This window comes from Cellulomonas xiejunii, from assembly GCF_024508315.1.
Classification (GTDB): Bacteria; Actinomycetota; Actinomycetes; order Actinomycetales; family Cellulomonadaceae; genus Cellulomonas; species Cellulomonas xiejunii.
Window position 1 is genome coordinate 2,408,639 of the sequence record NZ_CP101987.1, and the last position, 14,556, is coordinate 2,423,194.

Sequence of the window (14,556 nt, forward strand, 5' to 3'; positions counted from 1 at the left end):
CGTCCCCTGCTCACCCCTTGACGGCGCCCGCCGTGAGCCCGCCGACGATGTACTTCTGCAGGAACAGGAAGAGCAGCAGCACCGGGAAGGCGGAGATGACGGCCCCGGCGGCGAAGAGCCCCCAGTTCGCCTCGAGCAGCGCCGACACCCAGCCGAACAGCCCGACCGCGACGGTCCAGTTCCGTTCGGACTGCAGCACGAGCCGGGCGATGATGAACTCGCCGAACGTGCTGATGAACGACAGCAGCGCGACGACCGCCAGGATCGGCGTGACGAGCCGCAGGATGATGGTCCAGTAGGTCTGGGCGTGCGTGGCGCCGTCGATCTTGGCCGCCTCGTCGATCTCGCGCGGGATGGTGTTGAAGAACCCGTACATGAGGAACGTGTTCACACCCAGGGCACCGCCGAGGTACACGGCGATGAGCGCGATCTTGCTGTTCAGCCCCAGGGCCGGCACGACGTTGCCGAGCGTGATCAGCAGGAGGAAGACCGCCACGAACGCGAGCATCTGCGGGAACATCTGGATGATGAGCAGGGAGGTCAGCCCCACGCGACGGCCCGTGAACCGGAACCGGGAGAAGGCGTACGCCGCGGCGGCCCCCATGAGGACCGTCCCGACACCGGTCGCGATCGCGATCTGCAGCGAGTTGCCCAGCCACGTCCAGAACAGCGTGCCGCCGAGCGCCTCGTAGTTCGACGTGCTGATCTCGGAGAACAGCCTGTTGGAGCCGGTCAGCGTGCCGCCCTCGGACAGCGACGCCGAGATCACGTAGACGATCGGGAACAGCGCGTAGGCGATGGCCACGACGCCGACGAGGTGGCGCCAGCCGAGCTCGGCGAACCACCGCCGCCGGGGCATGCGGTTCTCGTCGGGGCGCGGTGCGGTGCTGGACGAGGTGGTGACGTCGGTGGTGACCATGTCAGCTGATCTCCTCGAACTGCTTGGTCCGCTTGAAGGTGATCGCCGAGATCGTGGCGACGATGACGAAGATGACGATCGACAACGCGCTCGCCAGTCCGTAGTTCTTGGCGGCCGTCCCGTCCAGGCCGGACACGGAGTACACCATCGAGATCAGGATGTCGGTGTGGCCGAGCGGCACGGACGCGTCGGCGAAGCGTGGACCGCCGCGGGTGAGCATGTAGATGAGCGTGAAGTTGTTGAAGTTGAAGGCGAACGACGAGATCAGCAGCGGCGACGTCGCGACCAGCAGCAGCGGCAGCGTCACCGAGCGCCAGGTGCGCCACGCGCCGGCACCGTCCACCTTCGCCGCCTCGAGCACGTCGCCGGGAAGCGACTGCAGGGCGCCGGTGCAGATGAGGAACATGTACGGGAAGCCCAGCCACAGGTTCACCCCGAGCACGGACAGCTTGGCCAGCCACGGGTCCGTGAGCCAGGGCACGGCAGCCCCGCCGAGCAGCACCTGGTTGATGAACCCGTACGAGCGGTTGAGCATGCCGGACCACAGCAGCGCCGCGAGGAAGCTGGGGATCGCGTACGGGAAGATCAGGAGCGTCCGGTAGACCCTGCGCCCCCGCACGCGCGTGTCGTTGAAGGTGATGGCGAGGAACAGGCCGAGCAGGAACGTCGTGACCACCGACAGGATCGCGAACGCGAAGGTCCACACGAGGATCTTGACGAAGGGCTGCGCGTACCGCTCGTCCCCGAACGCGGTGCGGAAGTTGTCGAAGCCCACCATGACGCGCCAGCCGACGTTCAGACGCTGGCCCTCGTCGTTGCGGAACGAGCCGTCGGACGTCGCCTTGTAGACGGTGCCCGTCGTGACGTCCGTCATGGTGTCGGCCTCGGGGTCCCACTGCAGGGTGGGTGTGGCGAGGAAGCCCGTGCGGGCGTCCTGCGTGCGCACCCAGCCGTCGTTCGGGTCGTCCGACACGGGCACCCGCAGGCTCGTGACCTCCGCCTGCCGGCGCAGGATCTCCTGGCGGCTCAGGACGGTGGCGCCGGGGACCTCGGTGACGCGGTCGTCGTCGACGGTCGCGTCACGCACCTCGCTCAGCGGGTCGTCCGCCGTCCCGACCTTCGCCTCGCCGTCCTCGACGATCGCGAAGCCGAGCGCACCGCCACGCTCGACGACGGTCAGCGGGTAGGTCGCGGAGCCCTCCACGCGGCGCTCGTTCTGCAGCAGCAGCGCCTCGATGGCCTGCTCCTTGGTGGAGTTGTGGCCGTCGCCGTAGTTGGTGAACGCGACCCAGCCCGTGTAGGCGACGACGTACACCTGGAAGACGAGCAGGAACGCCAGCCCGGGCAGGATGTACTTCAGCGGCAGCGTGCGCCGCGAGAAGTACACCCAGTCCGCCACGACGACCAGGGCGACCATCGCCGCGAGGATCCCCATGTGACCCTCGCGCCACGCGGCGAGCACCCCGAAGACGCCGAGGGCGTTGACCACCGCCATGAGCGCGATCTTGACGAACACGCCGGGGCGCACCGGACCGCGTGCGGGCCTGTCCCGCTCACGGGAACGGACACCCGGGGGCCCGGACGTGCCACCCGCACTCCCGGTGGGGTCCGTGGCGTCGCCGGTGAGGGTGGGCTGGGTGGGCATCGCGCGCCTTCCGTGCGGTCGGTCGGCGCCTGTGCGCCGGGAAGGTCACCCGCCGGCCGCCGTGACGGCCGAGGGGGCTTGCGGTCGCACCGCGGGCGGACCCGCGGTGCGACCGGAACGGGTCAGGACCCGATCGCGCTCTGGATGTCGGCGATCATCTTGTCCCAGGCCGCGACGGGCTCGGCCGCGCCAGAGATGATGTTCGCCTCGGTGACACCCCAGAAGGCCCACACGGAGCCCATCTCGGGGATGGACGGCATCGGCACCGCGTCCTCACCGACGGACAGGAAGCCGGCGGTGATCGGGTCGGCCGAGGCCTCCTCGGCTGCCGACGCGAGCGCCGGCGGCCGGTCGCCCGCCTCGTACAGGGCCAGCTGCGCCTCGTCCGTGGCGATGTAGTTCACGAGGAAGTCGTTCGCGAGCAGTGCGTTGTCGCTCTGCGCCGAGACGTAGAACCCCTGCACGCCGACGAACGGCTGCGCCGGCTCGCCACCGGCGGACGGGACCGGGTCGATGGACAGGTCGAGACCCTCGAACTGGTCCACCATCCACGGCCCGCCGATGATGAACGGCGACTCGCCGTTCTTGAACGCCTCGACCGCGATGTCGTACGTGACGTCGGTCGACAGGACACCGGCCGCGCCCTGCGCCTGCAGCCACGTCGCGAAGGCCTGGCCGGGGGCGCCGCCCATGGCGAGCTCGGAGGTGTAGGTGCCGTCCTCGTTCTGGACGAAGACCGGGGCACCGAACGACGTCTGCAGCGGGTAGTAGGTGTAGGGGTCGCCCTCGGCGCTGGTCTGGATGAGCACCTGGTACGGGGTACCGGCGGCCTGGCCGGCGGCGACGGCCGCGTCCCACGTCGACGGGGCCTCGGCCGCGAGCGCCGTGTTGCGGATGAGCGCGATGTTCTCGATGGCGTACGGCAGGCCGTACACCTGCCCGTCCTGCGTGAACGCCTCGACCGCCACCTCGATGAAGTCGCCGGCCTTGTCGCCGAGCTCGATGGGCGCGACGACCCCGTTGGTCGTGAGCTCGCCGAGCCAGTCGTGCGCGCCGACCGTCAGGTCGGGCCCCTCGCCGGTCGGGACCTGGGCGAGGAAGTCCGTGCGGATGTCCTCGAAGTTCTTCACCACGAGCTCGACGTCCACGTCGTTCTCGTTCTCGAACGCCTCGGCCGCCACCTCGACGGCTGCCTGACGGGTCTCGTCCACCCACACCACGAGGCTGTCCCCCGAGCCCGGGGTGGCCGATGTCGCGTCACCAGAGTTGTCGTCGTCTGAACCGCCGCACGCCGTGAGCGCCAGCGCAAGGCCGAGCGTCACCGCAACGGCCGGGATGCCTCGTCGCATCGTCTTCTCCTGTTGTCGTTCGACCTGCCGAGCCCGACTGACGTCGATGCCGGCTGTTGACGCGACGCTATGCGCGTTGCACCCCCCGTTGCAACTCGTTACGGTAACTTTCAGCCAAGCGTTCCAAGGCAAGCACCTGCATGCTCTCGTGCGGCGACGAAGGAGGGCTGGTGACCCCGACTACGCTGCGGACTGTGCGGACCCGACTGACCGACCTCGCCGAGCAGGCCGGCGTGAGCACCGCGACGGTGTCGCGCGTGCTCAACGGCAAGCCCGGGGTGTCCGCGCAGGCACGTCAGGCCGTGCTCACCGCGCTCGACATGCTGGGCTACGAGCGCCCCGAGAAGCTGCGCATGCGCTCGGCCGGCCTCGTCGGACTGGTCGTACCCGAGCTCACCAACCCCGTCTTCCCCGCGTTCGCGCAGGTCATCGAGACGATGCTGAGCGACCGCGGGTACACCCCCCTGCTGTGCACGCAGTCCCCCGGCGGCACGACCGAGGACCAGTACGTCGAGCTGCTCATGGACCACGGGGTCGACGGGATCGTGTTCGTCTCCGGTCTGCACGCGGACACCTCCGCCAGCAAGGACCGGTACCACCGGCTGCGCGGACGTGGCGTCCCGCTCGTCCTGGTCAACGGGTACGCCGAGGGCGTGGACGCTCCCGCCGTGTCGACTGACGACACGGCCGCGATGGACCAGGCAATTCGCCACCTGCACTCCCTCGGCCACCGTGCGATCGGACTCGCGGTCGGGCCCACACGGTTCGTCCCTTCGCAGCGTAAGCGCGATGCATTCACTGCGCTCATCGGGAAGCACCTGGGCGTGGCGGACGCCGACGCGCACGTCGTGTCGACGCTCTTCACCGTGGAGGGCGGTCACGCGGCCGCGACCGAGCTGTTCCGCTCGGGTCACAGCGCCGTGGTCTGCGGGTCGGACCTCATGGCGCTCGGCGCGGTGCGCGCCGCGCGGGCCCTCGGGCTGCGCGTCCCCGAGGACGTGTCCGTCGTCGGGTTCGACGACTCCCCCCTGATCGCCTTCACCGACCCGCCGCTGACGACCGTGCGCCAGCCGGTCTCCGCGATGGGGCACGCCGCGGTGTCGGCACTGGTCGCCGAGATGTCGGGCACGCCCGCGCCCCGCGCCGAGCTCCTGTTCCACCCCGAGCTCGTCGTCCGGCGCTCGACCGGCAGCGCCCCGGTGCCGTCGCCCGCGCACACGTCGCAGGACGCCGCACCCACCCACTGATCACCCTCCTCGACGTGCCCGGCCCCGGCCGCGGCGCGCGACGGTGCGCCCCCACGCGGCCGCGCGCCACCCCGACCCACCACCCGGAAGGCACCCCGTGACCATCGAGGCCGACCCCTCGGCGCAGATCGCGCACCGACCCGACACCGGCACCGGCACGAGCTGGTGGCGCACCGCCGTCATCTACCAGGTCTACCCGCGGTCGTTCGCGGACGCGTCCGGCGACGGCATCGGCGACCTGCCGGGCATCACCGCGCACCTCGACCACCTCGTCGAGCTCGGCGTCGACGCGGTCTGGCTGTCGCCGTTCTACCGCTCGCCGCAGGCCGACGCGGGCTACGACGTCGCCGACTACCGCGACGTCGACCCGCTCTTCGGCACGCTCGCCGACGCCGACGCGCTCATCGCGCGCGCCCACGAGCTCGGTCTGCGCGTCATGGTCGACCTCGTCCCCAACCACACGTCCGACGAGCACGAGTGGTTCCAGGCGGCCCTCGCGGCTGCCCCGGGCTCCCCCGAGCGCGCCCGGTACCACTTCCGCGACGGGCGTGGCGAGCACGGTGAGCTGCCGCCGAACAACTGGCGGTCGATCTTCGGCGGTCCCGCCTGGACGCGCACGACCGCTCCCGACGGCACCCCCGGCCAGTGGTACCTGCACCTGTTCGACAGCAAGCAGCCGGACCTCGACTGGGACAACCCGCAGGTGCGGGAGGAGTTCGAGGACGTGCTGCGGTTCTGGCTCGACCGCGGCGTGGACGGGTTCCGCGTCGACGTCGCGCACGGCATGGTCAAGGAGCCCGGGCTCCCCGACTGGGACGGGCACGTCGCCATGATCGACGGCACCGACGACGGGGACGACGTCGACGCCGTGGACGGCTCGGGCAACCACGGGCCGATGTTCGACCAGGAGGGCGTCCACGAGATCTACCGCGCGTGGCGGAAGGTGCTCGACTCCTACGACGGCGACCGCGCGATGGTCACCGAGGCCTGGGTCGAGCCGCTGAGCCGCCTCGCCCGCTACGTCCGGCCCGACGAGGCGCACCAGTCGTTCAACTTCGCGTTCCTGGCCGCCGGCTGGGACGGCCCCGCGCTGCGGCGCGTCATCACCGCGTCCTACGCGGCGAACGACGCCGTCGGCGCACCCACCACGTGGGTGCTGTCCAACCACGACGTCGTGCGCCACGCCTCGCGCCTGGGCCTCGACGACCCGACCCACCGGCCCAACGGCATCGGGCACGGCGACGAGCAGCCCGACGCCGCCCTCGGCCTGCAGCGTGCGCGCGCCGCCACGCTGATGATGCTCGGCCTGCCGGGCTCGGCCTACCTCTACCAGGGCGAGGAGCTGGGCCTGCCCGAGCACACCGCGCTCGACGACGACATCCGCGAGGACCCCGCGTTCTTCCGCACGGGGGGCGGCGAGCGAGGGCGCGACGGCTGCCGCGTGCCCCTGCCCTGGTCCGGCGACGCACCCGGCCTCGGCTTCTCCCCGACCGGGGCGACGTGGTTGCCGCAGCCCGCCGGCTGGGCGGAGCTGGCCCTGGACCGCCAGCGCGGCCGCGAGGGCTCGACCTACGAGCTGTACCGCGCCGCCCTGCGTCTGCGGCGCGCGGAACGGCTCGGCTCGGGGGGCCTGCAGTGGCTGGCGGAGCCGGCCGGTGAGCACGTCCTCGCATACCGCAACGGTGACGTGGTCGTCGTCGCGAACCTCGGCGACGTCGACGTGCCGCTGCCCGCGGACGCCGAGGTGCTGCTCGCGTCGGGCTCGGACGTCGGAGCCGTGCTGGCTCCCGGGACGACCGTCTGGCTGCGCGCCTCCTGACGGACCGCGCCACACGTCGAGGGCCCGGTCGCACCTGCGCGGCCGGGCACTCGACGGGTCAGGCGAGCGTCGCCTCGACCGCGTGCTCGACGACCCCGGGCAGGCCGCCCTCGAGCGCCCACGCGCGCTGCTCGTCGGCACCCGTGCCGCGCTGCCACAGGCCGGCGAGGAGCGCCTGGACCGTCGCGAGGTCACCGCTGTCCTGCAGCGCCGGCCGCACGTGGTCCAGCAGCTGCGCCACCGCGTCCCGGGCGGGCACGGGCGTCAGCGTCGGCGGGACCAGCAAGTCCCCGGCGAGCCCCGTGCGCGCCGCTCGCCACGTCGCTGCCCGCAACGGCTCGACCCGGGAGTGGGTGGCGGCCAACCCGTCGGCGGCCTGCCGGGACGCGGTCTCGACGAGGGCCCGCGCGAGCGCGGCGACCAGCACCGCGTCGTCGGCGCGCAGGCAGACGTCGGCGACGCGGATCTCGACCGTCGGGTACCGGGGCGACAGGCGGGCGTCGAAGTAGATCATCGCCGGGTCGAGCGCGGCACCCGTCGCGACCAGGCCCGCGACGGTGTCGCGGTACGCCTGGGCCGATCCGAACGGGGCGGTCGGTCCCGCGGTCGGCCACCGGTTCCACAGCTGGGAGCGGATCGAGGCGTACCCGGTGTCCTCCCCGCGCCAGTACGGCGAGTTGACGCTCAGCGCGAGCAGCACGGGCAGCCACGGGCCGATGCGGTCGAGCACGGCCACGGCCTCGTCGTCGTCCGCCACGGAGACGTGCACGTGGCACCCGCTGGTGAGCTGCTCGCGGACGGTCAGGGCGTACGTCTGGGCCATCGCCGCGTAGCGCGCGCCGTGCGACAGCGTGGTCGGGCCCGGCACGGGCGACGTGGCCACCGCGACCAGCCGACCCCCGGCCTGCTGCGCGGCACCGGCGGCACGGCGGCGCCCGTCGCGCAGCTCGTCGGCGAGCTCCGAGAGGTCGACGCACGGGTGCGTGCCGGTCTCGATCTGCTGCTCCTGGAGCTCCTTCTCGAGTCCGCCGCCGGGCTCCCCCTCGTCGGCGGACTCACCGCCGCCGCGCTCGTACGCGCGCACTGCCGCGTCGGCCACACCTGTCGGGACGCCCTCGGCGTCGACCAGCAGGTACTCCTCCTCCACACCCATGGTTCGCACGCCGTGCAGTCTGGTGCCCCGCGCGCGTCCTCGCTCGTCGAGAGCCGGTCAGCCGCCCGAGACGGAGAGCTCGGCCTCGTGCAGGTCGCGCCGGAAGTCCTCCGAGAGCTCGCGCGAGTCCAACCACCCGTACGGCAGGATCGGGCGCTTGGGTGCGCCCGCCCGCCCGCGCGGCCCCTCGGAGGCCTCACCGGGGTACGGCTGGTCCAGGTCGAGCTCGGCCAGCAGGTCGTCCAGCTCGGCGAGCGACGACACCAGGCCCAGCCGCGCGCGCAGCTCGCCACCGACGACGTAGCCCTTGAAGTACCACGCCATGTGCTTGCGCATCTCCCGCAGCGCCTTGCCCTCGTCGCCGAAGTGGTCACCCATCAGCTCGGCGTGGCGTCGCACGACGTGGGCGACGTCCCGCAGACCCGGCCGGATGCGTGCGCCCGATCCTGCGAACGCCGCCGCCAGGTCGGCGAAGAGCCACGGGCGTCCCTGGCAGCCCCGCCCGACGACGACGCCGTCGCACCCGGTGTGCGCGACCATCGCCAGGGCGTCCTCCGCCGACCAGATGTCTCCGTTGCCCAGCACGGGGATGTCGGTGACCGCCTGCTTCAGCGTGGCGATCGCGTCCCAGTCGGCCGTGCCGGAGTAGTAGTCCGCGGCGGTGCGCCCGTGCAGGGCGACCGCGGCGACCCCGGCGTCCTGGGCCGTGAGGCCGGCCTCCACGTACGTCAGGTGGTCCTCGTCGATGCCCTTGCGCATCTTGACCGTCACCGGCACGCCGTGCGGCGTCGCCGCGTCGACGGCCGCGCGCACGATGGCCGCGAACAGGTCCCGCTTCCAGGGCAGCACCGCTCCCCCGCCCTTGCGGGTGACCTTGGGCACCGGGCAGCCGAAGTTCAGGTCGATGTGGTCGGCCCGGTCCTCCTCGACGAGCAGACGCACCGCGGCCCCGACGGTCGTGGGGTCGACGCCGTACAGCTGCACGGACCGGGGCACCTCGTCGGGCTCGAACGCGATGATGCGGAACGACTCCGGGTTGCGCTCGACGAGCGCCCGGCTCGTCAGCATCTCGGCGACGTACAGACCGGCACCGGACTCGCGGCACAGCCGACGGAAGGCGGCGTTGGTGACGCCGGCCATCGGCGCGAGCACGACGGGCGTGTCGACGGTGATCGGGCCGATGCGCAGCGGCGGGAGCACGCGGCGGACGTCCTGCGCGGACGCGTCGGGGAGGGTGTCGGTCGGGAGCACCCGCTCATTGTCCCCCCTCGTGCGCGCCGCACCGGGGCACGCACGACCGACGCGACGCGGGCGGCCGCCTGACCTACGTCGACCGCGTTCCGTGGGGGACGCTCAGGCCTCGGGAGCCCACCGGGCGACGAGGCCGCGGAACCGGGCGGCCGCCTCCGCGCGGCGCTGCGCCACGGCCGTGCCGTCAGGGCTGACGTCGGCGTCCGCCGCGTCGGACAGCTGCGCGTCGACCCACGCCCGCAGCGCCGGCGGCACCGTCCCGGTGCCGAGCTCGCGGGTCACGGCCTTGGCCGCGACGAGCGCCTCGACGTCGTCCCGGACGTCCGCCGGGGGCGGCGCCTCGTCGAGCAGCTGCGTGAGGTTCATGGGCGGCGTGGTGCCGTCGTGCAGCGTGAGCCAGTGCAGCGCCGCCGCAGGTCGCAGCCCGTAGAAGACCCGCTTGAGGGCGACCTGTGCCCCGTGCGCGGCTCCGCTGCGCTGCCACTGGTCGCGGCCCACGTGCAGGTAGTGCCTCCGGACCGCCTGCCGGTCGGCCGCGGCGTCGACGAGGTCGAGGAGCTCGTCGCGGAACTGCGGCTCGCCGGCGTACACCAGGGGTGAGCGCAGCCACTCGCCGGGTGTCGCGTTGCCGCCGACCGCGAGCCGGACGACCTTGAGCAGGTCCCAGCCGTTGACGTCGAGCACCGCGTCCAGAGGCGTCTCGACGACGTCGCGCGGCGGCCACGGGTCCAGGTAGTCCGCCACGGGGCGGACGTACACGAACCGGCAGTCGTAGTCGCTGTCCGGCGACGGGAAGCCCCATGCACGACTGCCGGACTCGACGGCCCACGGCACGTGCACGCCGTGCTCGCGGGCGACGCCCACCAGGCGCGCGTCGATCGCGGCCACGACCTGCGGGTCGAACGACCCGGGCAGGTCGCGGTCGCGCGACGCGACGCGCGGCCTGGTGGGCACCGCGTCAGGCGCCGACGAGACGCTGCGCGAGGTAGCCGGTGACCTGGTCGAGCGAGACCCGCTCCTGGGACATGTCGTCACGGTGACGGATCGTCACGGCCTGGTCGTCGAGCGTGTCGAAGTCGACCGTGATGCAGAACGGCGTGCCGATCTCGTCCTGGCGACGGTAGCGGCGACCGATCGCACCGGCGTCGTCGAACTCGACGTTCCAGCTCTTGCGGAGCTCCGCGGCGAGGTCGCGTGCCTTCGGGCTGAGCTGCTCGTTGCGCGACAGCGGCAGGACGGCCGCCTTGATGGGCGCCAGGCGCGGGTCGAGCTTGAGCACGGTGCGCGTGTCCACGCCGCCCTTGGTGTTGGGCGCCTCGTCCTCGGTGTACGACTCGACGAGGAACGCCATGAGCGAGCGCGTCAGGCCCGCCGCCGGCTCGATGACGTACGGGACGTAGCGCTCGTTCTTGGCCTGGTCGAAGAACGACAGGTCCTGCCCCGAGTGCTCCGAGTGCGTGCCCAGGTCGAAGTCGGTGCGGTTGGCGACGCCCTCGAGCTCGCCCCACTCGCTGCCGCTGAAGCCGAACTTGTACTCGATGTCGACCGTGCGCTTGGAGTAGTGCGAGAGCTTCTCGGCCGGGTGCTCGTAGTGCCGCAGGTTCTCGCGGGCGATCCCGAGGTCGACGTACCAGTCGGTGCGCGCGTCGATCCAGTACTGGTGCCACGTCTCGTCGGTGCCGGGCTCGACGAAGAACTCCATCTCCATCTGCTCGAACTCGCGCGTGCGGAAGATGAAGTTGCCGGGCGTGATCTCGTTGCGGAACGACTTGCCGATCTGGCCGATGCCGAACGGGGGCTTCATGCGCGCCGCGGTGTAGACGTTCTTGAAGTTCACGAAGATGCCCTGCGCGGTCTCGGGCCGCAGGTAGTGCAGCCCGGACTCGTCCTCGACGGGGCCGAGGTACGTCTTGAGCATCATGTTGAAGTCGCGCGGCTCGGTCCACTGCCCGCGGGTGCCACAGCTCGGGCACGCGATGTCGCCCAGGCCGTTCTCGGGGGCCCGGCCTTTCTTGGCCTCGAAGTCCTCGAGCAGGTGGTCCTCACGGAACCGCTTGTGGCACGAGAGGCACTCGGTCAGCGGGTCGGTGAAGACCCCGACGTGGCCGGAGGCGACCCACACCTGCCGGGGCAGGATTACCGACGAGTCGAGGCCGACGACGTCGTCACGGCTCGTGACCATCGAGCGCCACCACTGGCGCTTGATGTTCTCCTTGAGCTCGACGCCGAGCGGGCCGTAGTCCCACGCGGAGCGGGTACCTCCGTAGATCTCACCGCTCGGGAAGACGAACCCCCGGCGCTTGGCGAGGGAGACGACGGCGTCGAGACGGGAAGGTGCGGCAGCCACGGTGGGATCTCCTGGGTCGAGGAACCCGCAGCTGGGTGCCGCGGGGCACAACGGCCCAGGATATCGCCGGACGCGCACCCAGAATGGCCACGCGACGCCCGGGCCAGCCGTGTTGACAACCGTTCTCGCCATGAATGAGAATCGCTCTCATGTCCAGGTCCCCCCGGCGCGCCCGCCTGCTCTCCGCCGTCGTCGCCCTGCCCGTCCTGGCGTCCTCGGCTTGCGCGGCAGGGTCCGGTGACGACGGCACGATCCGCGCGCTCGCGTCGTTCTACCCGCTCCAGATGGTCACCGCCGAGGTCGGGGGCGACCGGGTCGAGGTCGATTCGCTCACCCCTCCGGGCGCCGAGCCCCACGACGTCGAGCTGTCGCCGGCGCAGGTCGCCGCGCTCGAGGCCGCGGACCTCGTGGTGTACCAGTCCGGCTTCCAGCCCTCCGTCGACGACGCCGTCGCGCAGACCGCACCCGAGCACGTGATCGACACGGCCGACCGGGCCGACCTCGAGAGCACGGGTGCGCACGAGGACGAGCACGCGCAGGACGAGCACGAGCACGAGGGCGTCGACCCCCACTTCTGGCTCGACCCCACACGCCTGGCCCCGGTCGCCGGGTCGGTGGCCGACGCGCTGTCCGAGATCGACCCCGACGGCGCGGCGACGTACCGGGCCAACGCCGACGCCCTCGTCGACCGTCTGACCGACCTCGACGAGGAGTACACCAGCGGCCTGGCCACCTGCGAGCGCCGGGTCGTGGTCACGTCGCACGAGGCCTTCGGCTACCTCGCGGACCGCTACGACCTCGAGCAGGTCGGCATCTCGGGCATCGACCCGGAGTCCGAGCCGTCCCCGGCACGACTGCGGGAGATCGCCGACGTGGTCCGGGACGAGGGGGTCACGACGATCTTCTTCGAGACGCTCGCGTCGCCGAAGGTCGCGCAGACGCTCGCCGGGGACCTCGGGGTCGAGGCGGCCGTGCTCGACCCGATCGAGGGCGTGAGCGACGACTCGCAGGACTACTTCTCGATCGCCGACGCCAACCTCGCGGCCCTGCGCGTGGCATTGTCCTGCTCGTGAACGCGATCGAGGCCGACGACGTCCAGGTGACGCTCGGCGGCCAGCCCATCGTCCGCGGCGTGGACCTGACGGTGCCCACCGGGCAGGTGCTCGCGCTGCTGGGCGCCAACGGGTCCGGCAAGTCGACGCTCGTGCGCGCGCTGCTGGGCGTCGTCCCCCACGTGGCGGGGAGCGTCCGGCTGCTCGGCGCACCGCTCGGGCCGGACGTGCCCTGGCAGCGCGTCGGGTACGTCCCGCAGCGCATGGCAGCGGCCGGTGGCGTCCCGACCACGGCACTCGAGGTCGTCGTGTCGGGGATGCTGCACGGCCGACGCCTGCGCCCGCCGCGCGACAGGCGGCCACGGGCGCTGGCCGCGCTCGAGGCGCTGGGGGTCGCGGACCTCCAGGACCGCCGGGTGCAGGAGCTGTCCGGCGGCCAGCAGCAACGCGTGCTCATCGCCCGTGCACTGGTGCGCGAGCCGGCGCTGCTGGTGCTCGACGAGCCCACCTCCGGGATCGACCTGCCCACCCAGCGCACGTTCGTCGACGCGCTGTCCCGGCTGCGCGACGCGGGCACGACCGTCGTCGTGGTCCTGCACGAGATCGGCCCCTTCGCACCGCTGATCGACCGCTCGATCGTGCTGCGGCACGGCCGGGTCGTGCACGACGGGCCGCCACCCCCGCCCCGCGGGGAGCACGGGGACGCCGACCACGACCACACGCACCCGCACGCCGACCCCGAGCCGCCCACGGACGGCCCCGACCTGACGCTGGAGGTGACGCCGTGAACGGGTGGGAGCAGGTGCTCGCGCTGCTGGCCTCGCCGCTGATGCAGCGCGCGCTCGTCGCGGCCGTCCTCGTCGGCGCGGCGGCCCCCGTCGTCGGCACCTTCCTCGTCCAGCGCCGCATGGCGCTCATGGGCGACGGCATCGGGCACGTCGCCCTGACCGGTGTGGCCCTCGGCTGGCTGGTTGGCAGCTGGGCCGCGGTGTCGCCCGCCGACTCCCTCGCGGTCCCCGGCGCGGTCGTCGCCGCAGTCGTCGGGTCCGTCGTCATCGAGCTGGTCCGGGAACGCGGCCGCACCAGCGGCGACCTGGCGCTCGCGATCATGTTCTACGGGGGGATCGCCGGCGGCGTGCTGCTCATCAAGGTCGCGGGTGGCACCAACGCGAACCTCATGAGCTACCTGTTCGGGTCGATCTCCACCGTGTCGACCGCAGACCTCTGGTGGACTGCGGCGCTGGCCGTGCTCGTGCTCGTGGTGGGTGTGGGGCTGCGCTGGGCGCTCTTCGCGGTGAGCCACGACGAGGAGTTCGCGCGGGCCAGCGGGCTGCCCGTGCGGGCCTTGTCGATGGTCGTGGCGGTCCTCGCCGCGCTCACCGTCACGATCTCGATGCGTGTCGTCGGGCTGCTGCTGGTCAGCGCCCTGATGATCGTGCCGGTCGCCGTCGCCCAGATCGTCTCCCGGTCGTTCGGTCGCACCATGCTGCTGGCGAGCGCGATCGGGGTGGGGGTCAGCGTCGTCGGCCTGGTGATCACCTACTGGAACGACGTGCCGCCGGGAGCGACGATCGTGGTCCTCGCGATCGCCCTGTACGCGGGCGCCGCGGTCGCGCACCCGCTCGTGGCCCGGCGCCGGGCCGCGGGACGCGACCCGCACCCGGACGTCTCGGACGACGTGCTGGTGGCGGCGTCCGACCCGACCTGCGCGTCCGAGCCGTCGCCGGGACCCGGGACCACGGGCCGGTGAGGCCCTCCGAGGGCCGACGTACGA

12 protein-coding genes are annotated in these 14,556 nt (G+C 72.4%); 5 read left to right on the top strand and 7 right to left on the bottom strand.

The features are described from left to right. Positions 1-10 precede the first annotated feature (10 nt). The 3 genes from NP048_RS11035 to NP048_RS11045 all read right to left on the bottom strand — a co-directional run bounded on the left by NP048_RS11035 (position 11) and on the right by NP048_RS11045 (position 3,913). A complete protein-coding gene (locus tag NP048_RS11035; RefSeq protein WP_372456775.1) occupies positions 11-919 on the bottom strand; it encodes a sugar ABC transporter permease in 909 nt (302 codons plus the stop codon). Position 920: 1 nt separating this feature from the next. Next, a complete protein-coding gene (locus tag NP048_RS11040; protein WP_227575657.1) occupies positions 921-2,564 on the bottom strand; it encodes an ABC transporter permease subunit in 1,644 nt (547 codons plus the stop codon). A gap of 122 nt (positions 2,565-2,686) precedes the next feature. Then, positions 2,687-3,913, bottom strand: a complete 1,227-nt coding sequence (locus NP048_RS11045) for a sugar ABC transporter substrate-binding protein (RefSeq protein ID WP_227575658.1) — start codon at positions 3,911-3,913, stop codon at positions 2,687-2,689. Positions 3,914-4,053: 140 nt separating this feature from the next. On the opposite strand from NP048_RS11045, the gene NP048_RS11050 reads away from it, so the two are divergent. Both NP048_RS11050 and NP048_RS11055 read left to right on the top strand, forming a co-directional pair. Continuing rightward, complete coding sequence (locus tag NP048_RS11050; RefSeq protein WP_227575659.1) at positions 4,054-5,160, top strand: LacI family DNA-binding transcriptional regulator; 1,107 nt, start codon at positions 4,054-4,056, stop codon at positions 5,158-5,160. Positions 5,161-5,263: 103 nt separating this feature from the next. Next, positions 5,264-6,979: a glycoside hydrolase family 13 protein gene (locus NP048_RS11055; RefSeq protein WP_227575997.1), complete on the top strand. Its 1,716-nt coding sequence runs from the start codon at positions 5,264-5,266 to the stop codon at positions 6,977-6,979. A gap of 58 nt (positions 6,980-7,037) precedes the next feature. On the opposite strand, the gene NP048_RS11060 is transcribed toward NP048_RS11055, so the two are convergent. The 4 genes from NP048_RS11060 to NP048_RS11075 all read right to left on the bottom strand — a co-directional run bounded on the left by NP048_RS11060 (position 7,038) and on the right by NP048_RS11075 (position 11,730). After that, entirely contained in the window at positions 7,038-8,132 is a 1,095-nt protein-coding gene (locus NP048_RS11060; RefSeq protein ID WP_227575998.1) for a carboxylate-amine ligase, read from the bottom strand. 57 nt (positions 8,133-8,189) lie between these two features. Continuing rightward, entirely contained in the window at positions 8,190-9,383 is a 1,194-nt protein-coding gene (dusB, locus tag NP048_RS11065; RefSeq protein ID WP_227575660.1) for a tRNA dihydrouridine synthase DusB, read from the bottom strand. Positions 9,384-9,485: 102 nt separating this feature from the next. Continuing rightward, positions 9,486-10,337 carry a nucleotidyltransferase domain-containing protein gene (locus tag NP048_RS11070; RefSeq protein WP_227575661.1) on the bottom strand — a complete coding sequence of 284 codons (852 nt, stop codon included), beginning with the start codon at positions 10,335-10,337 and terminating at the stop codon, positions 9,486-9,488. Between the two features lie 4 nt (positions 10,338-10,341). Next, positions 10,342-11,730, bottom strand: coding sequence for a glycine--tRNA ligase (locus tag NP048_RS11075; protein ID WP_227575662.1), 1,389 nt, complete (start codon positions 11,728-11,730; stop codon positions 10,342-10,344). A gap of 149 nt (positions 11,731-11,879) precedes the next feature. Between NP048_RS11075 and NP048_RS11080 the strand changes: the two genes are divergently transcribed. The 3 genes from NP048_RS11080 to NP048_RS11090 are packed head-to-tail and all read left to right on the top strand — an operon-like array spanning position 11,880 to position 14,532. Then, positions 11,880-12,803: a metal ABC transporter substrate-binding protein gene (locus tag NP048_RS11080; protein ID WP_227575663.1), complete on the top strand. Its 924-nt coding sequence runs from the start codon at positions 11,880-11,882 to the stop codon at positions 12,801-12,803. Next, the gene (locus NP048_RS11085) at positions 12,800-13,570 is read left to right on the top strand and encodes a metal ABC transporter ATP-binding protein (protein ID WP_227575664.1); all 771 of its coding nucleotides are present in this window, start codon (positions 12,800-12,802) and stop codon (positions 13,568-13,570) included. The genes NP048_RS11080 and NP048_RS11085 overlap by 4 nt, the downstream gene beginning before the upstream one ends. After that, the gene (locus tag NP048_RS11090) at positions 13,567-14,532 is read left to right on the top strand and encodes a metal ABC transporter permease (protein ID WP_372456776.1); all 966 of its coding nucleotides are present in this window, start codon (positions 13,567-13,569) and stop codon (positions 14,530-14,532) included. Before NP048_RS11085 ends, NP048_RS11090 begins: the two co-directional genes overlap by 4 nt. Positions 14,533-14,556: the final 24 nt, after the last annotated feature.